The organism is Pseudomonadota bacterium, assembly GCA_039815145.1.
Classification (GTDB): domain Bacteria; phylum Pseudomonadota; class Gammaproteobacteria; order Steroidobacterales; family JBCBZW01; genus JBCBZW01.
Map to the genome: position 1 here is coordinate 1 of JBCBZW010000105.1, position 17,894 is coordinate 17,894.

The 17,894-nt window shown below is 66.3% G+C and carries 17 protein-coding genes; 7 read left to right on the forward strand and 10 right to left on the reverse strand.

Annotated elements, in window-relative coordinates:
• The 7 genes from AAF184_19405 to AAF184_19435 all read right to left on the reverse strand — a co-directional run.
• Positions 1–959: molybdopterin-dependent oxidoreductase (locus AAF184_19405; protein MEO0424513.1), on the reverse strand; the 959-nt coding region annotated here is incomplete at its 3' end.
• A 139-nt stretch (positions 960–1,098) separates the two neighbouring features.
• Positions 1,099–2,406, reverse strand: a complete 1,308-nt coding sequence (locus tag AAF184_19410; GenBank protein MEO0424514.1) for a hypothetical protein — start codon at positions 2,404–2,406, stop codon at positions 1,099–1,101.
• A gap of 266 nt (positions 2,407–2,672) precedes the next feature.
• On the reverse strand, positions 2,673–3,302 hold the full coding sequence (locus tag AAF184_19415) for a hypothetical protein (GenBank protein MEO0424515.1): 630 nt from the start codon (positions 3,300–3,302) through the stop codon (positions 2,673–2,675).
• A gap of 231 nt (positions 3,303–3,533) precedes the next feature.
• The gene (locus tag AAF184_19420; protein MEO0424516.1) at positions 3,534–4,025 is read right to left on the reverse strand and encodes a hypothetical protein; all 492 of its coding nucleotides are present in this window, start codon (positions 4,023–4,025) and stop codon (positions 3,534–3,536) included.
• Between the two features lie 84 nt (positions 4,026–4,109).
• On the reverse strand, positions 4,110–5,060 hold the full coding sequence (locus AAF184_19425; protein ID MEO0424517.1) for a hypothetical protein: 951 nt from the start codon (positions 5,058–5,060) through the stop codon (positions 4,110–4,112).
• A 114-nt stretch (positions 5,061–5,174) separates the two neighbouring features.
• Positions 5,175–6,011, reverse strand: a complete 837-nt coding sequence (locus AAF184_19430) for a cupin-like domain-containing protein (GenBank protein MEO0424518.1) — start codon at positions 6,009–6,011, stop codon at positions 5,175–5,177.
• Positions 6,012–6,069: 58 nt separating this feature from the next.
• Positions 6,070–6,888: an alpha/beta hydrolase gene (locus AAF184_19435; protein MEO0424519.1), complete on the reverse strand. Its 819-nt coding sequence runs from the start codon at positions 6,886–6,888 to the stop codon at positions 6,070–6,072.
• A gap of 475 nt (positions 6,889–7,363) precedes the next feature.
• Between AAF184_19435 and AAF184_19440 the strand changes: the two genes are divergently transcribed.
• The 5 genes from AAF184_19440 to AAF184_19460 all read left to right on the forward strand — a co-directional run bounded on the left by AAF184_19440 (position 7,364) and on the right by AAF184_19460 (position 10,914).
• A complete protein-coding gene (locus AAF184_19440) occupies positions 7,364–7,978 on the forward strand; it encodes a metallophosphoesterase (GenBank protein MEO0424520.1) in 615 nt (204 codons plus the stop codon).
• A gap of 116 nt (positions 7,979–8,094) precedes the next feature.
• A complete protein-coding gene (locus AAF184_19445; protein ID MEO0424521.1) occupies positions 8,095–9,087 on the forward strand; it encodes a TraB/GumN family protein in 993 nt (330 codons plus the stop codon).
• 78 nt (positions 9,088–9,165) lie between these two features.
• The gene (locus tag AAF184_19450; GenBank protein MEO0424522.1) at positions 9,166–9,864 is read left to right on the forward strand and encodes a hypothetical protein; all 699 of its coding nucleotides are present in this window, start codon (positions 9,166–9,168) and stop codon (positions 9,862–9,864) included.
• Positions 9,865–9,984: 120 nt separating this feature from the next.
• Positions 9,985–10,194 (forward strand): hypothetical protein, encoded by a 210-nt coding sequence (locus tag AAF184_19455; GenBank protein ID MEO0424523.1) that lies wholly within the window; start codon positions 9,985–9,987, stop codon positions 10,192–10,194.
• A gap of 180 nt (positions 10,195–10,374) precedes the next feature.
• Positions 10,375–10,914 (forward strand): hypothetical protein, encoded by a 540-nt coding sequence (locus AAF184_19460; GenBank protein ID MEO0424524.1) that lies wholly within the window; start codon positions 10,375–10,377, stop codon positions 10,912–10,914.
• A gap of 9 nt (positions 10,915–10,923) precedes the next feature.
• Here the strand turns inward: AAF184_19460 and AAF184_19465 are convergent, their stop codons facing one another.
• Both AAF184_19465 and AAF184_19470 read right to left on the reverse strand, forming a co-directional pair.
• On the reverse strand, positions 10,924–12,687 hold the full coding sequence (locus tag AAF184_19465) for an AAA family ATPase (protein ID MEO0424525.1): 1,764 nt from the start codon (positions 12,685–12,687) through the stop codon (positions 10,924–10,926).
• 207 nt (positions 12,688–12,894) lie between these two features.
• Positions 12,895–13,629 (reverse strand): hypothetical protein, encoded by a 735-nt coding sequence (locus AAF184_19470; protein ID MEO0424526.1) that lies wholly within the window; start codon positions 13,627–13,629, stop codon positions 12,895–12,897.
• 491 nt (positions 13,630–14,120) lie between these two features.
• Here AAF184_19470 and AAF184_19475 point away from each other — a divergent pair, with 491 nt between their 5' ends.
• Positions 14,121–14,366 carry a DUF2164 domain-containing protein gene (locus AAF184_19475; GenBank protein ID MEO0424527.1) on the forward strand — a complete coding sequence of 82 codons (246 nt, stop codon included), beginning with the start codon at positions 14,121–14,123 and terminating at the stop codon, positions 14,364–14,366.
• Here AAF184_19475 and nth read toward each other — a convergent pair.
• Positions 14,363–15,049, reverse strand: a complete 687-nt coding sequence (gene nth / locus AAF184_19480) for an endonuclease III (GenBank protein ID MEO0424528.1) — start codon at positions 15,047–15,049, stop codon at positions 14,363–14,365. The two genes, AAF184_19475 and nth, sit on opposite strands and share 4 nt — an antisense overlap.
• Positions 15,050–15,155: 106 nt before the next feature.
• On the opposite strand from nth, the gene AAF184_19485 reads away from it, so the two are divergent.
• A partial coding sequence (locus tag AAF184_19485; GenBank protein MEO0424529.1) for a hypothetical protein occupies positions 15,156–17,894 on the forward strand: 2,739 nt, incomplete at its 3' end.

Here is a 17,894-nt window from a genome sequence, read left to right on the forward strand (position 1 = left end):
CCCGTGGTGAGCCAGACCAGGCGTTCCAGGTAGCTCACGAGCGTCGAGTGGATCGACATCTGCACGCCGAGGTCTTCGAAGAAGGACACGCTCGACGCCCGCGCGATACGTTCGGTCACCGCTTCGATGAGCGCTTCGTCGATGCCGCAGGTCTTCGCGCAGGCGGACACGTCGATCCGTGACAGGGTCTGCTCGACCGCCTCGAAGCCGATCGTGTGGCGCTCGATCCACTCGCGCTTGATCCAGTCCTTGCGCAGCAGGGTGCCGAGCATCGCGGCTAGGAGCCAGGCATCGGTGCCGGGCTTCACGGCCAGGTGGTAGTCGGCCTTGGCGGCCGTTTCGCTACGCCGCGGATCGATCACGATCAGGCAGCGATCACGATTCTTAGCAATGTTGCGGATCACCGCGCGGGCGCGGGCGAAGCCGTGTGACTGCCAGGGGTTCTTGCCGAGGAAGACGGCCACTTCGCAATGCTCGAAGTCGCCGTGGGTGCCGGCGCCGATCATCTTGCCAGCGACCCAGAACTCGCCCGTCTTCTCCTGCGCGAGGGCGTTCGAGCGATAGCGTACCCCCAGCGCTTTGAGCCAGGAGTCTACGTAGGTGCCACCGAGATGATTGCCCTGGCCGCCGCCGCCGTAGAAGAGGATCTTGTCGCCGCCGTGGCGATCGCGCACGGCCAGCATGCGCTCGGTGATCTCAGCGATCGCCGTGTCCCAGGTGACGGCCTCGTAGGTGCCGTCGGCGCGTCGACGCATCGGCGAGTGCAGGCGATCCGCGCCGTTCTGGTAGTAGTCGAGGCGTTGGGCCTTCTCGCAGACGTAGCCCTGTGAGACCGGGTGCGCCTTGTCGCCGACGACCTTGGTGATGCGGCGCTCACCATCGGTCTGCACGTTGACGCCGCAATTGATGGAACAGAGGATGCACGCGGTGCTGTGCCAGGGGGGCGCGGAGTCGGCCATGCGGTTTCCCTCGCTGAGGAGCTTGCCAGTGGCGGGCTGGCGGCACCTCCAGCGGGGTGACGCGCAGCGCTCCTCATGCTCGCCTCAGCGCGCAGCGGAAACAAGTCTGCGCGCCGTGAGCCGGGGGGAAGCGTGCGCGTTACGCGGCCACTTCCTCAGGGTCGTCGATCTCGCCGAGGGCAGCCTCCACCGTCTCCGTTTCACCCGGCGGCGCCGCCACCTCGATCACCGCTTTCAGCACCTCCAACTTGAACGCATTGGAGAAGAAGAAGCGTTGATCCCCCGTGCCGTTGGAGAAGCCCTCCAAGGTCTGACGCAGGAAGTTCGACAGCTGCGCCGCGAGGCCGCCGCGGTCGATCGCGGTGGGCGCGTCCTGTTCGTCGTCCACCGGTGCCTGCGGGGCGAGCACCTCTGTGGCCTCGGGTGTGATGGTCTCGTCCGCAGGGGCGGGCGCTTGCGCGTCGGTTTGCGGGGGTACGGGTAGCAACTGCTCTTGCGCCGGCTGGATCTTCGGCTCGGGGACTGGTCGCGTCACGCTCACCTCGCCGTAGGCTACCTCCGTGCTCAAGCGCTCGCGGAACTTCAGGCTCACCGCGGAGAGCTGTTCTGTGTCGAAGCTCAACGCCGATGACGCCTCGAAGGCGGCCTGCAGGTCACCGCCGAAGAAGTCGTCAGCAACCGTCTCTGCCTGGGAGAAGACGTTGCGGATCGCTTCCAGTTCGGCGTCGTTGAGATCTCCGCGCACGGAAAACACCAGGCGTGAACGGCTGGAGACCTCGACCTCCGTGGAGGAGAAGGCGCCGTTCTCGGACTGCACCGAGACGTCGCTGGCCACTAGGCTCTCGCGACGGCGCAGATCGAGGCGCACCAGGTCGCCTTCCTGCGTGCGGACGCGGATGGTGGAGCGTTGACTCAGGGTCGACTCCGCGGAGAGCACGGAGGCGCTGGATTCGACGTTTCGAGCGGCGTCGTCCTGCGCCGTGGCGAGACCGCTGTCGATGCGGGCGATGGCCTGATCGAGGTCGTTCAGGGCGCCGTCGTCTTCGGCGAGGGCGCGTAGGCTGTCGCTGCGGCCTGCGAGCTCTTCGCGCAGCTGGCGAAGCTCATCGCCAGCGGTCAGGGGAGAGTCGTTGGCCAGGGCGCCCGCGCCCGCCAGGGCATCCCCGACGGTCTGCTCCACCGAGGGCTCGGCGGCACTTCCATAGCGCTCGACGATCGAGCGCAGCGAGAACTGCTCGCGCAGGATCGCGCGAATCTCCTGGCGCAGCGCACCCAGGGCCAGGCCGCGCGGGCGACCACGGCCCCGCTCGCGGCCAGCATCGCTGCCGGCGCCTTCCGAGGTATCGGTTTGCGCTGGCGGCGGCGCGGATGACTGCTTGAGCGCGAGTGACTGCGCCGAAGTGGCGGACTCGAAGAGACCGGCTGCGCTGATGCCTGCGATGTCCATGGAGTGCCCCCTGATAGTGCGTTGGCTTTCCGGGACTGTCGGCCGCAGATCGGCAGCTATTAGGGAAAACGGGGCGATTTGGGCAGCTGCTCACATAACGCGTGGCTTATCCCATGCGCAGCGGGTGTGCGCCATCCACTTCCGGCGCTCGAGCGGGTTGGTCCGCGGCGGCGCGTTTCGCGAGCTGCCATAAAAAAAGCCCATGCGGTCACGCATGGGCTTTTCGCGAGCTTGGCTGCGGGCGAGCCCGCAGTGCTCATCTTGGTTTAGCGAACGACGACCGTCTGGCGACGACGGCGGCTGGCCAAGCCCAGGCCCAGCAGGCCCAGCGAGGCGAGCGCCAGGGTGCCGGGCTCCGCCACGCGAGCCACCGTTAGCTCAGAGATGCGGAAGCCGTTACCCGGTGCCACGGCGCGGAACTCGTAGATCGTGCCGAACAGGCCCAGAGCGGTGAAGTCGATGATCTCCTGCGTGTTGGCCGGACCACCGCCGATGTCGTAGGTGCCCTGGCTAGCGCCGTCCACGAACAGCTCGAAGGTGCTGTTACCGCCACCGCCGCGCTCGAAGGCGACGGTCTCCAACAGGCTCACCGCCGTGGGGGAGAACTCGAAGATCAGCGCCTCGTCCAGGCTGCCGTCGTTGAAGGCCGCGACGCGGTTACCGCCGGGGCCACCGCTCACACCCAGGCCGAAGTCGCCGTTCTGGTGCAGGGAGGAACCCGTGGCCGTGACCGACACGGTCAGCGCGCCCTCGGTCAGCGTCAGCAGGCTGCCGACGTCGCGGTTACCACCGCCGTCGGCAAAATTGAAGTTGACCGGCATCGCGGACGCGCTCGCAGCGGCGAGGAACGCGGTGAGGGCCAGGGTCGCTCGCAGGAGCGTCGACTTGTTGTTCATCGTAGTTGTCCCCAGAGAAATCCATTATCGGGAGTGCTAAAGAAACGTAGCAAATCCCGCGCCATCGTCTCTAGGCGGCTGATTTGTATGGGTTTGCCTTTCGCGGCAGAGGCGACTGGCGGCGCGATGTAAGGTTTCTCGACGACGATTGCAGGGGCTCGTCGGCCCGGATCGAAGTGCTCCGCCGGCGCCGTCGTGTTCTGGATCAGCGCCCGCCGACAGATCGGTAGCTCATCGTGTCGGCGTACGAATCGCCTCGATGATGGGGCCCAAGACCTCGAAATCGCTCAGCCCCGGTTGGTCGCGCAGCACGTAGCCCCAGTAGTCGATCAACGCGGGGAACGCCTCGAGCACCGTCGTCACGTCGGTTCGGGTCAGGGCGAACTGCTGATCGGACAGCAGTCCGTTGCGATAGGCGTTCTCCTGAATCGTCCAGATGTTGAGGAAGCGGTTGGCCAGCAGGCGCACCTGCATGGCCTGTACCTCGGTGGGAGCGAAGTCGGGCTTGCGAAGCTCGACCAGCAGCGCCGCGAAGGCGGGGTCGGAGTAGCCGAGCTCGTTGAACAGGTTGACGTCGCGACCGATCTCGTAGGTGGTGGTCGCTTGGGCGATTCGGTTGGATTGGCGGACTTCATAGGCCAACAGCAGCAGTGAGATCACCACAGCGGCGATGCCGATCAACTCGACCGCCTCGCGCAGGTTGGTTTGGATTCCCTTCTCCACGTGCGAATGCCCCTGTGCTTCCTTGCGCGTCGTCGAGTCAGATGAGTGCGCGCCTTTGATCGCCGTTAGGGTGGCGCCTCGGCGCTACTGCCCCGGCTGCCCCAACCAGAACGAGAGCTCTTCGATGAACCCGCTCTCGTCCTCCGGGCGATAGGCCGCCATCTCCTGCATGGTGTAGCAGTCGCGCTTGAGGCGAGAGCCGAGCGCGTCGCCCTTGCGGCACTGATTGCGCGGGAAGTAGCGGCTGCCGCGCTTGTGCAGGGTTGGCGTATGGACCAGCAGTGCCATCGCCGCGCCGTCGCGTTCCTGGGCCGGGATGTACTGGGACTCCACCAGGTACTCCAGGGCCGCGGCCACCGGGAAGTCCCCCGGCTCGACGCCCTTCACCATGCCGACGCCGGTCACCAGCCCGTCCGTGGCCACCTGCACGGAGGCGCCGAAGGCGAACGCATCGAGGTCCTTGCACGCCTCCGCCTTGCCCAGGTCGCACTCCTCGCTCGCTACCAGGCGGTCGTACCAGGTGTCGCCCTCGGCGAGGACCTCCTGCGGGCTGTAGTAGTCGTCGCCGAGTTCGCGCTTGTGCAGCCCCGTGTTCGGGTAGACGGCCACGCCGCAACGACCCCGCGAGTCGCAGTCGACGCGGGCCCGGAAGGCCATGGAGACGGCGACGCGCTCCCCCTCGATCACCGCCGGGCGAAAGCGCGCCCGCTTCAGGCGGTGGAGGATCTCGTTGCGCAACCAGAAGCGCAGGCGATCCGTGCCTCCGTGCTGCGAGCACTTGCGCGCGCCCACGTCGCCGCGCCGCCCCACGATCACCTGACAGATGATGTCGGTGGACTGGGAGCGAGGGATGAAGTCGTCGGGGAAGCGAAACTGGGCGGAGACGGGCACGCGGCCTAGTTCCGGCGAGGCGGGTTGGGCGTCGATGCCGTGGCTGCCGACAGCGGCAGTACTGGTCAGTGCGGTGAGGCCGAGCAAGGTGAGCCAGGTAAGGCTGACGCCCTGTCGGACGTAGGCGCGCTGAGGGCTGGGCATTGGGCGTCTCCGGACGTGGCGTGCGAGCAGGCTGTTATCTCGTGGACCTCGAGACAGTGCGGCGAGTTCCGAAATGGGCGGCGTTCCGGGCGGTGGGGCGAGAGCCCTCGGGTGCTAGGGCTGGACCAACGCCTGTTGCTGCTTCCACTCGAACCATCCCTTGGGCCAGAGGATGTTCATCACCCGGTCGACGCTCTGCATGACCAGCAGGTTGTACAGACCGAGCAGCCGGCTGCGCATGTCCGACGCCCCCGAGCGCAGGGAGATCGAGCAGCTCGCCTCGTCGTACACGAAGTGGTGCCAGTAGCCGCTCGGGATGTAGAGCGTCTCCCCAGGCTGGAGCTGCAGACGGTAGCCCTGTGCGTCCTTCAAGCGTGGGAAGGCCTCGTAGTCCGGGGTGTGCACGTCTACGTAGCTGCGGCAGGTGAAGGGGTAGCGGTGCAGGTTCGGGCCCTGCTCGTAGGGCAGGAGGGTCACCGTCTTGCGGCCGAAGACCGCCGTGTGGAAGACGTGGGACATGTCGATGTCGAAGTGCATCTGGGTGACCGAGCCCTTGCACCCGAAGAACATGAATAGAAACTGGCGGGAGATGCCGTCCACGAGGTCCGGGATCTGGATGTCCTCCACCAGCTCCGGGATCTCCGTCTTGATGTTGTAGAGAAACATGCGCAGGTCCTGCGAGGTGTGCATGACCTGGTCGATGTAGTCGCGCATGGGCAGGCGCTTGGCCTGGGCCATGTAGTTCTTGCCCGCATCGACGAAGCTCGCGTCGAACACCTTGACCTGCTTGTCCGGGAAGCGGGACTGGAAGAACTCGGGCGTCCACTTGCCCGTGGCCGGCCACGATTTGGCCATGTCCTCGATGATCAGGGGTTTGAGCGGCTTGAGATAGTCGCGCCGGAAGGCGTCCGACTCGATGGCGCTCACCCGGTCGACGTCGCGCAGGTCCATCGGTGTTGCTCGCCCGTTCGCCCGCCCTGGGCCCTGGAGGAGTCCGGCGCCGGCCGCGCTAGGCCGCGAGGAACTCGCTGTAAGTGTTCAGGATGTCCGCGCGCTCCCAGTGCAGGAAGTGACCCGCGCCCGGGATCACCCGCAGCTCGCAGTCCGGGATGCGCTTGGAGGCGTCCGCCACGTCGTCGTGATCCAGGATCGCGTCGTGCTCGCCCGCCACGATCAGGGTGGTCGCTTTGATCCGGCTCAGGTCGATGAAATCGCGGATGTCCTTGGACTTCTCCACGAACTCGCAGTGCTCGTAGAAGCTGATCAGCTGCTCGTGGCTCATGGTGCTGAACTGATCGCGCATCTGCTTCTTGTGCGTCTCTGGGATGAACTGGCCGAAGGTCTCGATCATGAGCGGCGCAATCTCTTCCTGGCGGCCGGCGTGGAACAGCTCCTTGCCCGCCCGGATCACCTCGATCACGGCTCGGCTCGGCTTCGCCCCGAAGCTGCCCAAGAGCATCTTGTCGATCAGCTCCGGGTGCTTAGCTGCGAGGGCCACGGAGATGATCGTGCCCCAAGAAGCTGCCGCCAGGTGTACGCGATCGCCCTGGTTGGTGGCGTCAACCACCCCGTGGAGCACGTCGACCTGCTCATCGAAGGTGATGCTCGGCGAGCCATGGAGGATCTCGCAGCGCCCCTGACCGGGCAGATCGAACACGACCACGGAAAATTGGTGCACGAAATGTCGTACGAATGACCGCCAGGCTGCCATGGTTTGCTTGGCACCACTGATGCAAACGATCGTTTTTTGAGCAGTGCCGTAGACCCGGTAGGGGACTCGAAATCTACCGAGCTCAAGCTCGCCTTTGCTTACTTTCATACGTTTCATGACCCGTAACGTCGGTAATTCGCGCTCCGAAGCATATATGTCGGCAACAGGAGACTAACAATAAGTCCTCCTGACGAACCAAATGCCGGCTGCTTGGGCACGCGAGCGTAGCACTGAGTGGGGCGGCGGGCGCCGGCCAGGGTGTGGCTGGGGCGTGCTCGCGGGGGTGCCCCCTCTCGCGCTGGACGGATTATACGTGTTAATCGGCCAAGTGGTTGAAGTGAGCATGGAAATTGGATTCCAGGGGATTCACGGCCGCAGATGTTCACGTTTTTTCGGGGTGGTGGCCGGGGGAACCAGGGTGTAGATCGACACCTGAGCGGTCGCGTGAGGCTGGAGGAGGCGACGCCAGGGGCGCTCGGGGCATCCTTGGGAAGATCCTCGAGATACGAGTCGACATTGCCCTTCCACGGAGCCGTGGAAGGCGTCGAGTAGCCAACCCGACACGTCAGGAGATCCTCCCACCTTGAGACTCGTGATCATCAGCGACACGCATGCTCTCCACGAGCAGTTCACTCCCTTGCAGGGCAATGTGCTCATCCACTGCGGAGACATGTTCGATCTGTTCGATGAGCAGGCATGCACGCTGCAAGCACTCGATAGCTGGTTCGCGCGCCAGGCTTTCGATGTGATCTTGTGTACTGGTGGCAACCACGACTTCCCCGTGGAAACCGCACTGGCGCGTGGCGAACAACCCTTCCGACACGCGGTCTACCTCCAGGACGCTTCTTACATCCACGCAGGTATCTGCTTTTGGGGCGCACCCTGGGTGCCCTTTCTCGACGGGCACGCGTTTTATGCTGATGAAACGGCTTTGAGCGAGAAATGGGCGAGGATCCCGTCGCGCACCGATGTGCTCATAACGCACACGCCACCTAGTGGAATTATTGACGTGGCGAGCTGCGGGAGTGCCTTTGGATGCGAAGCGTTGCATCGCGCGGTACAGCGCGTCCGTCCCGCGCTGCATTGCTTCGGGCATGTGCACGAGAGTCGGGGAGAGTTAAGGCGACACGGCACTCGCTTTGTCAACGCATCGAGTGTGCAGGGGAGTTGCGAGCGTGTGTTGGCGCCCATAGTGATCGATCTGTAGTGCAACCGTAGACCTAAGGAGCGCACTTGTTGAGGTTTCAGGTTTCTGCGGCCAAGCGATGGTCGCCCACGTCGTCGCGGCGCGCTGAGCGCCCCCTGTCGATGAGGCACGCCGGCATGGCGCTCGCCTTGATCGTGCTCGCGCCACTCGCGTGGGCGCAGTCAGTCGACAACGCCCTGGAAGTCGTCGTGGTCACCGGCCGCCAACCCGGCCCACCCCTCTGGCGTGTGAGCAACGGCGACAACCGCCTCTACATTTTCCCCACCTTCTCCCCGGTCCCGGACGGCATGATCTGGGAGTCCGACCGCGTCGCCGCCGTGCTCGCCGACAGCCAGGAGGTGATCTTCGCGCCCGAGGTGGACGCGGACTTCTCCATCGGCGTGATGCTGAACCCGATCAACATCTTCCGCGGTCGACGTCTCGCCAAGCGCCTCACCCGCAACCCCGACGGCCAGACCCTCGACGAAGTCGTCTCGCCCGAGCTCTACGCCCGCTACGACGCCCTGCGCGAGCGCTACCTCCCCCGCGACGACGGCCCGGAGCGCGACCGCCCCTTCGTCGCGGGCACGCGCCTGACCGAGCGCATCCAGGGCGAAGTGGGCCTCGTCGGCGGCCGCCAGGTGACCAAACCCCTTAGGCGCCTGATCAAGCGCCAGAAGCAGCTCGAGGAGACGCGCATCGAGTACACGCTCCCGCTGAAGGGCTCCTTCAAGAAGCTGGCGGGGCGCGCGGACCGGCTTTTCGAGAGCCTTTCCCAGGAGCAGGAGCTCGCCTGCTTCGAGGCGCAGTTGCAGCGCATGGAGTCTGATCTGGAGGCGATGAAGAGCCGTGCGAACGCCTGGGCGCAGGGCTACGTCGACGAGTTCCGGAATATCCCATTGCCGGGCGATGAGGCGGACGCGTGCCTGCGACTGCTACGCGAGAGTTCGGAACTCGGCACCATCGAAGAGGTGCGGGCGGAACTGGAAACGCGCTGGTTGACGGCGGCGGAACAGGCGCTGGCCGACAACGCGAGCACCTTCGCTATCCTCGATATCATCGAACTCCTGCGCGAAGACGGCCTGCTCGCCCGCTTGAAGGCGAGGGGCTACGAGGTCTGGGAGCCCTAGCGCCAGCGGTCGCGGCCGACACCCATTTCGTTCTAGGCTGTGCGCCCGGCGGCAACCCGTGTCTCGAAGGGAGCAGGTATGCGCTTCCAATCCCTGTTGTTGGCAACCCTGTGCTCGATAGCGTCTGCCGCCCAGGCAGACCTGGCGGGCACGGTGTATCGCATCGCCTACCAGAACGCCGGCGTCGAAGACTGCCTGCGCTTCGCCACCGACGGCAGCTTCGCCGCGGACTCCTCTCTGATGCTCCCGGCTGGCATCTGGGCCCAGCGGGGCCCGGCCTACACGGCGCACCAGAACGACGCGAACGGCAACACCTTCACCTGGGGCGGCGCCGAGCTGGCAGCGAACGGCCGTCTCATCGGGGCCTTCGTCTCGTCCCTCGGCTTACGGCTCGGCTTCTCTGGGCTGGAGGATCCTGAGTGCGAGGTGTCCTTCGACGAGCTGTCGCCGCATCTAGGGGGGCCAGGATCGGCGGCGCAGGGCGAGCAGATCTACGCCTTGCGAGCCCCGGACGGAGAGACCCTGGACTGCCTGCGGCTCAGCGCCGACGGGGTGTTCGCGGCGGACACCCTGACGGCCCTCGGCTTCCCGCCAGGCGCCTGGCACCGCAGTGGCGTCGCCCTCGCCGCCTACCAGAGCGGCGATCAGGGGGAGGCGTTCTCGGTGAACAGCTGGGGCGGCCTCGCCTTGGCGGGCGGCACCCTCTGGTTCGGGGTGGACAGCGGCGGCGAACGCCTCATCGCCCGCGCGACGCGAAGCTGTGTTCTGGGCCCCTAAGCGGCCGGAATTCGGCTCCGGCGAAAAAAATCATGGGGCGATGACATAAATTCGCGCCGAACTACGCATATGAGTAGTGGGTGGCCCGTTGGCGGCCACGTCACTCCAGGACCCCATGACATGGAACAGGCACTTTCGGCCGTTGCGGTGAGCGAGGACAGCGCGGTCACGGACGAACCGACCCAATCGAAGCCCGCCCTCGCCTGGTGCACGGCCCATCACAAGCACCATACCTACGATGAGACCTGCCCGGCCTGCGTGTACTGGGCACGGATGCAGCGCCGCCGCGCCGGGCCGCAGCGGGCCCGGGAGCTCGCCTCGGCGTCCTAACCTAGCCACCGAACTCGAGCGCCTCCGAAAACCAGCATTCACCACGCTTGGGGGCGTGTCGACAGGGGTCCGCAGGAAGTCCTCGCGGGCCCCTCCTTATTTCCCCGTAGACTGCGTCTGGCATAGCCGAAGGCGCGCCTACCCCCGCGCCCGTCGGCCCCTTCCTACAAGGAGAGTCCCTTGGCGTGGTTGTCCCCCGAAATCGCTGATCGCTTGCAGTTCGTCACCCTGCCTTTAGAAGTGATCGGTTTGCTGCTGGCCGCGATCGAGGTGCGATTCGCCTCCCTCACGCAATGGCTGAACCTACGCCTGGTCGGCCTTCACGACGCGGTGGTGCGTAGCGATCTGGGGTGGCGGGAAGCGCATCCGCGTCTGGCTCGACTGACCGTCTGGGAGCGATTCCACGTGCCGATGCCCGCGGTGCTGCACGTGACGATGGTGGCGCTGGTGGTGCTCGCGTTGATCGGCGCGATAGTGCTGCGAGGCATCGAGTCCGTGCCGACGCTCAGTGATCTCGAGGCGCCGCGACTGATCTTCGATCGCGTCGTCTTGTGGGTGTACTTGCCCGTGTTGGGTGCGACGGCGCTGATCACGGCGTCGATCAGGTTCGTGGTCAGCTTCGCCAAAGACCGTGCCGTGGGCACCTTGGGTCTGGTGATCGCGGGCTTTGGGGTGCTGGGCGAGGCCTACCAGTTCGCCGTGGCGATGTTCGCCTCCTGAGGCTGGCGCCTATCGCTGGGTCGCGTCGGCGGCCGCGCCGGCGACCAGCTGTTCTTCGGCACTCGCCGCCGTGTTCGCCTGGCGGGTGTCGTCGCGGATGGCCTCGTGGATCACGGCGATCCGCCGCACCCAGGGCTGGTGCTTGCGCAGCGAGGCGGGCAGCTTGCTGATCGCCGCCCGCGTGTCCGAATAGGTGGGATAGGTGGCGAGCACCAGCACGTGCCACGGGCTGCCCTCGCGGTCGGCGGTGAAGGCGGCGAGTTCGCGATCGCCGCGGAATCCCTGGCCGTGCTCGTCGAGGAATCGTCGGATGCCCTCAGGTGAGCTGGCCGCGAAGAGCTGCACCGAGTAGGCCTCAGCGGGTTGCGACAGGAGCCAACGCGCATCCCGGACAGCGGCGTCGGTCGTGGGTGGGGGCGCGGTCAGCGATAGCGCCGGTTCGCTGGGGGCCGCAGCGACGCGTCGACTGCGATCCGCCGCGACGCGGGGTGCGGTGGATGCGGCCGCGGGCGGCGGCGCGCGGCGGACCGGGGTCGACGCGGCGGGCAACAGGGCGACCGGCGCGGCCGCGAGCGGTGCGGCCGAACTGCGTCGGGCGGGCCTGATCGCGGTCTTCTTGATGGGTGCGAGCGTGCGTCCGAGGATCGGCTCCGCGGGGGTGGGTGCCTCGACCGTCACCTGCGCCAGTGGCAGCTCCCGGCGCTCCTCGATCTGGCTCTGCCTCAACCACATCGGCAGCAGTAGGGCGGCGGGCACCAATACCAGGGCGGCACCGCCGAGGCCTGCCATCCACTGGGCGGGCACGCGTTCCACCACTTGGCTGCCGCGTTGGCGCAGGCTGGAGAAGAGGGTGCCGGCACCGGCGCGCAGCTTCCTAGCCCAGGGCTTGAGCGTGGTGGCGGTGGCCTGGGTCCAGCGGCCGAGTTCGCGGGCGCGGTCGCCGAAGAACAGGCGCCCGTGGCGCAGGAAGAAGGGCTCCCACTGCAGCTCCCGAGCGGCTTCCTGCACCAGGCGGGCGCTGATCATGCGCGTGCGCTCGAGCGCCGCCGCGGTCAGCACCATGTCCATTAAGGTATTGATTAGTCGCGGGATTCCACCGGTGTAGCGCTTGATGATCTTGAGCGCCCGTGGCGAGATGATCACGTCGTGGTGGCCGCCGGCCACGGCGAGGCGATGTTCGATGTAGCGCCGAATCTCCTGCCGGGCGAGGGGCTCGAGCGTGTAGAAGAGGCGAATTCGCTGGCGGAATTGCTCGAGGCCTTCGCTCTTCAGCGTGCGCGCGAGGCCGAGCTGGCCGACCAGGATCACGGCCAGCAGGCGCCGGCCCTGGTCCTGTTGGTCGGCGATCATGCGCAGGGTCTCGAGGGCCTCCCAGGAGAGGTGCTGGGCCTCGTCGACGACCAGGGTGGTCCGTCGACCCTGGTTGATGCGTTCGCACAGGGTGTCGCGCAGGCGGGCGTGGAGCTGCGGTCGGTCGCCCTGGCTTTCCTGGCCTAGGGCGAGGAGCAGCGTCTGCAGGAGTTCGTGGGAATCGAGCTGGGTTTGGTCGAGCAGCAGGATGTCCGCGCTATCGACCCGACGGCACAGGTCGGCGACCAGAATCGACTTGCCGCAGCCGGCGTGGCCGGTGAGCACCACCATGCCGTCGCGGCTCTCCACCGTGTAGTCCAGATAGGCTCTGGCGGTGGCGTGCGCGGGGCTGAGGTAGAGAAAACGCGGGTCGGGGTCCAGGCTGAACGGTGATTCGTGCAGCCGAAAGAACTCCTGATACATCGGCCTTTCCGGTGGCTATGCGTGCTGTCAGGAGCATACGCCTCGCATTTATTTCAATCAATTAGCGCCAAAACCTCAGGCAGACTGGAAGCGGCTCGGGTGGCCTCGCGGGAACCCGCCGCAAAAAAACGGCGCCCCGGTCATCTCGACCGGGGCGCCGTCGTTTCTTGCGGGCCGTCGCTCACGGACGGCCGGGCAGGTGGGGGCTTAGGCGGCGGTGTGGCGGCGGACTCTGCTCACGCCGATGCCGATCAGACCGAGCCCGAAGAGGGTGAGGACCGCCGGCTCGCTGATGCGGCGGGCGACGATGAGGGTCTGGTTGGTGGTCGGGTTGTCCGGCAGCAGCACGTAGAGATCGAACAGCGACGAGGTGTACCCGGCGGTGGGCGACGCCAAAGTCAACGCGCTCAACCAACTCTCGGCGATGTTGCGTGCGCCGCCGAAGCCGCTGGCCCAGAGCTCACCGGCACCGGCGCCATTGAACAGGCTGAAGCCTGCCGCACCGTCATGCACGATCTCCCACAGCGCCAGTTGAAAGGCGGCGTCCTGGGTGGCGCTGCCGAGGGTGTCGGCGTAGTTGTCGTAGAGCCAGGAGACGTTAGCGAGCTGCTGGCCATCGAGGTAGCCGGTGGAGCCCGCCACGTTGAAGTCGTAGGTGACCGGGCGGTTGGTGACGAGCCAGTTGGTGATGTCGATGCAGAAGGCAAGCATCTGCGATCCGGCGAAGTCGTTGCTCGGATCGTTGATGACGTCAAAGTTGAACTGACCTGCCGCGACGCGACGCTGCTGTCCATTGCCATCGGGTCCGAATACGCGGCCGCCGCGGGCGCCCGACTCGAATCCCTGGAATTCCACTTCGATCAGCGTGGCGTGCGACGTGGTGGCGGCGCTGAGCGCCAGGGTGGCAGTGGCGATGGCCACCAGGGTCTGCTTACGGAACACCGAATCACTCCTCTCGAATCGCCCTGAAGGCGGGCGCCTGCCCAGCGTCTGTACGTGGGGGATAAGTGCGGGAAGTGCGTAACGGCTTGTTGGGCGCCGCTTTCATCTCCCTCTAGGCATTAACGATACTATTCAGTGAGGCGGATGTCTCGCGACAAAGTGGCCGATTCACCAATTGTCATCGTTAGTTAGGGATAGTGCCTTAAGGGGGATGCCTTAGGTCGCCGACTGGTGCTCAATTGCGAGGCTACCAGCTGCTACTGATGCGTCAATAAATTGACGGCAGATTTGCGGTGCCACTCTTGCATGGGCAGTCGGCGAGAGGGTGCTTTGCGCGACTTGCTCCGTGCGCTGAAGTGGGCTCCGAGTGTCGTGCCATCGAGTGCCTCAGTTAGTATCGCGAGTCTTCGGGGCCGGGAACGACCGTTGTAGGGATACGCCTTTCACGTGCCCCTTACCTAAGGATACAAACCGATGAAGGAGCCCCAGCGATGATCGAGCTCTCGAAGACGGACCGAGCGCAACTCGTCGTTCGCCTGCAGGACTACATGGAGAGCGAGCTCGACCAGACGCTGGACCAGTTCGCCGCCGAATTCCTGCTCGACTTCCTCACCCGCGAGCTTGGGCCCTACTACTACAACCAGGGCCTGCTGGACGCGCAGGCCCTGTTGGAGAAACGCCTCGAGAGCATCACCGAAGCGATCGGTGAGCTGGAGCAGCCCACCTCGACGCGCTAGCCCGCCTTCTTCGGGCGCTTGCGCGCAGCGTCGTCGCGCCGGCGCTCCTCCAGGGCGCGCTTCTTGGTGGCCGCCCAGGAGCAGATCGGGCAGGTGCTGAGGTCGTGGAAACGGGCCGGGCAGTACTCGCGGCCGAAGAAGATGATCTGCAGATGCACCTTGGACCAGGTCTCCTGCGGGAATACGGCCTTCAGATCCTTCTCGGTGCGCTCTACGGTCGTACCCTTGGAAAGCCCCCAGCGGGCCGCCAGGCGATGGATGTGCGTGTCGACGGGAAACGCCGGCTCACCGAAGGCCTGCGCCACCACCACGCTCGCCGTCTTGTGACCGACGCCAGGTAACGCTTCCAACGCTTCCAGCGTGTCGGGCACTACGCCGCCGTGTTCCTCCACCAGGATTTCGGCGAGGCGGCGGATGTTCTTGGCCTTGGTGGGCGCCAGGCCGCAGGTGCGGATCGACGCCAGGATTTCGCTCACATCCAGCTTCGCCATCGCCTCCGGCGTGCTTGCCTTGGCGAAGAGGTCGGGCGTCACGATGTTCACCCGAGCGTCCGTCGTTTGCGCCGACAGCAGCACGGCGACCAGCAGGGAGAAGGGGTCCGTGTGGTCGAGGGGGACGGGGGTCTCGGGGTAGAGCGCTTCGAGTTGGCCGAGGATGCGCCCGGCTTTTTCCTGTCGGGTCATGGGCGCACTTTACGTGCGATGCCGGCGTGACCCAACTCGCCATGTCAGATCCATGGCCCCCGCGGCGAACTCCTCGTGCCACCCACGTACGCCAGAGGTTCGCGCCATGTGTCGCCTGATTCCTCCGTTCTCGCTCGCCGGTGTCTCCTGTCTCCTCACCCTCTTGCTGTGGCAGCCCGCGGGCGCCCAGGACATCGAAAGCCGTTGCTTCGGCATCATCGACTACGCCCACGAGCTGCGCCCGCGCCAGCTCGTCGTGGAGGGGCAGACGGCCCTGGGCGACGGGCTCACGGCCGTCGTGATCGGCGGTGCCCTGCGCAACCGCAGCGGCGGCGACTTCCTCCGCACCGAGGCGTGGCCGGCGGCCACGCAGTTCGACCTCCAGCTCGACCACCCGATGGCCTCGCCGCTCACCACGGGGCCGATCGCCCCGGGGGCGACGGGCGCCGCGCAGGGCACGATGACGGTGGTGTTGCCGGACGCACAGGTGGCGGCGTTTGCCGATACGGTGGCGTCGAGGGGGCTTGCGCTCACCGTGCACGCGGCGGAGAAGATCGAAGCCTCGCACGGGAACAAGATCGGCTACCTATCGGGGATCTTCGACAGTGGTGTACAGGGTGAGGTGACCGCCGCCGATGCCGACGGTAATCCAGTGGGCTTCTTCTATCCGGCGTTGGACGAGCGCGGGCTGGATGATCACGAGCGTGTGCGCTTCGAATACCTAACGCCTGGTCAAGGTGGGTCGATCAGCGCGCGCTTTGGTTCTTCAGACCCCGAGACCTGGTGGGTGATGGAGCGACTGTTCGACGAGCATGTGCCGGACAGCGTGTTTCCTCAATGGATGCGCAACGGGCGCATCGAGTCGACAGAGGTGGCCGACGACGAAGAAGGCACTGTTCGATACCACTTTTTCCTGCGCGACAAAGGTGATCCGCAAGCGCCCTTGGGATCCGTGGTTCGCCGCGGCAGCTTCTGCACCGGCGAAGAGCACGACATCGCCCCGCAGGACGGACGCACCCGCCAGCACCAGATCGACAGCGAACTGCAAGCCGGCATCGAGCGCAGCACCAACGTGCAGGGTATTCGCTTCAACCGGGTGCTCGCTGACGGCATCGAGCTGAGTGGTCAGGTGCAGGCTCACGCCCTGCGCCCCGGGCTGCAGCTGAGCGTACGCCCCGGCAGTCGACGCTTCTACACCACCATGGATGCGGATCTCAGCCTCTCCGCCTCGTTGCGCGCGATCACCGACGTGCCCGCGCTCAGCGAGACGATCGATCTCTACGACATGTGTTTCCCCCTGCCACCCCTGATGGTGGGGCCGATCACGGTTCCCCTCTCGCTGCACGTCGGCCACGACGTGCATCTGGATGCCGCCGTGCAAGCCGGCCTCGAGGTGGGCCTGCAGAAGCGCGTTCACAGCGGCTACGCGATGGGCTGGGATTCACGGCGCGACCCCGGCCGCGAGTTCTTCACAGAAGGCTTCAGCGACGACTCGCCCATGGCGTTCACCGCGCCACGCCTCCTCGACGACACGGCCGCCGACCTCAGCGTCGGCACGAGCGTGCGCGCGAACCTGAACGTGGGGACGGGCGCGGACATCCAGGGTCGCTGCCTCGTGAGCGCCGGCGTCTACCTCGACGCACGGGCGGGCGGCGGCCTCACCGTGCAACCGACGCAAGAGCCCTGGTGGCACTTGGGACACGACGCTGCCGTGAGCGCCGGAGTGGACATGGAGCTGCTGGGATTCTCCCTGATCGACCAGCAGGCTGAGCTACTGGAGTTCACCGGCGAGGAGTCCCTGGAGGGGCATACGCCGATGATGGGCGGCGATGGTCGCTCCGCGGGTGAGCAGGAACGCTGGGCCTTCAACGTCGAGGACCAGATCGAGAACCCGCCGGGCGAGATGGAGCACACGGATGTGACGGTGCTGGCGGACGGTCGTGTGGCAACAATCAGCCACGCGCCAAGTCGCCTCGCGGTGTTCGACGCTGATGGTGCCTACGAGTGGGATTTGCGCTTCGCGTTGGGGGTCGATCCGATCAGCGTCCACGGGGCGGCGGATGGCACCCTCTACGTCACTGGCACTCGCCTCGATACGGCCTGGGCGGCCGCCTACGATGGCTTGGGCACGCTCTTGTGGAGCCAGGAATTCGACCTTCTGGGTGAGGAGCTGGGCACGGCTTGCCGCGTGCAAGATGCCACGCTGCAGGAAGCGGACGGCCAGGCGCCGGTGCTCCTGCTCGTCGGCTACACCTACCCCTCCCTGGCACGAGCCTGCGCGTTGGCCTCGGATCACCTAGGGAACCCGCTGTGGAGCTCGCTATACACGGTTCCTGATGATTTTGTAGATGTCTCTTCTCAGTGGCTGGGCGCCACCGCTCTGGCAGATGGTGGTTTCGCCCTCGTCGGCCCGCTCAAGCCCGACGCGCCGCCTTTCGCCAGCGACGCGCTCCTGGCGCGGGTCGACGCTCAAGGGCAGGTGACCTGGGCGGCCACCTACGCCGGCCGGGCCACGCAGTTCGTCGACGTGGCCGAAGCGGCCGACGGCAGCCTCTACGCCACGGGGATGGCCGGCGGCATCGCCCCGGAGACGGAAGCGGGCCTGCTCGTCGCACGGTTCCTCGGCGATGGCAGCGACGCCAAGGGCACGCTGATCTACGGCAGCAGTGCCTGGGAGACCCGACTGCGGACGATCGACAACACTGAGCGCGCCAGCATCATGGCGTCCTACCATGACGGCGGCACCGGCGTGGTGCCGAGTGCCGACGGCGTGATCGTCGTCGGGCGCATCGGCGCCGATGTTGCGAGCGAGGGCGGCGCCGTGGCGGTGAAGGTGAACTCGGCG

Excerpts from the sequence above, each read along its gene's own strand:
- AAF184_19410 (MEO0424514.1), bottom strand. The coding sequence starts at position 2,406 with ATGGACATCGCAGGCATCAGCGCAGCCGGTCTCTTCGAGTCCGCCACT.
- AAF184_19415 (MEO0424515.1), bottom strand. The coding sequence starts at position 3,302 with ATGAACAACAAGTCGACGCTCCTGCGAGCGACCCTGGCCCTCACCGCG.
- AAF184_19425 (MEO0424517.1), bottom strand. The coding sequence starts at position 5,060 with ATGCCCAGCCCTCAGCGCGCCTACGTCCGACAGGGCGTCAGCCTTACC.
- AAF184_19430 (MEO0424518.1), bottom strand. The coding sequence starts at position 6,011 with ATGGACCTGCGCGACGTCGACCGGGTGAGCGCCATCGAGTCGGACGCC.
- AAF184_19435 (MEO0424519.1), bottom strand. The coding sequence starts at position 6,888 with ATGAAACGTATGAAAGTAAGCAAAGGCGAGCTTGAGCTCGGTAGATTT.
- AAF184_19445 (MEO0424521.1), top strand. The coding sequence starts at position 8,095 with ATGGCGCTCGCCTTGATCGTGCTCGCGCCACTCGCGTGGGCGCAGTCA.
- AAF184_19450 (MEO0424522.1), top strand. The coding sequence starts at position 9,166 with ATGCGCTTCCAATCCCTGTTGTTGGCAACCCTGTGCTCGATAGCGTCT.
- AAF184_19455 (MEO0424523.1), top strand. The coding sequence starts at position 9,985 with ATGGAACAGGCACTTTCGGCCGTTGCGGTGAGCGAGGACAGCGCGGTC.
- AAF184_19465 (MEO0424525.1), bottom strand. The coding sequence starts at position 12,687 with ATGTATCAGGAGTTCTTTCGGCTGCACGAATCACCGTTCAGCCTGGAC.
- AAF184_19475 (MEO0424527.1), top strand. The coding sequence starts at position 14,121 with ATGATCGAGCTCTCGAAGACGGACCGAGCGCAACTCGTCGTTCGCCTG.
- nth (MEO0424528.1), bottom strand. The coding sequence starts at position 15,049 with ATGACCCGACAGGAAAAAGCCGGGCGCATCCTCGGCCAACTCGAAGCG.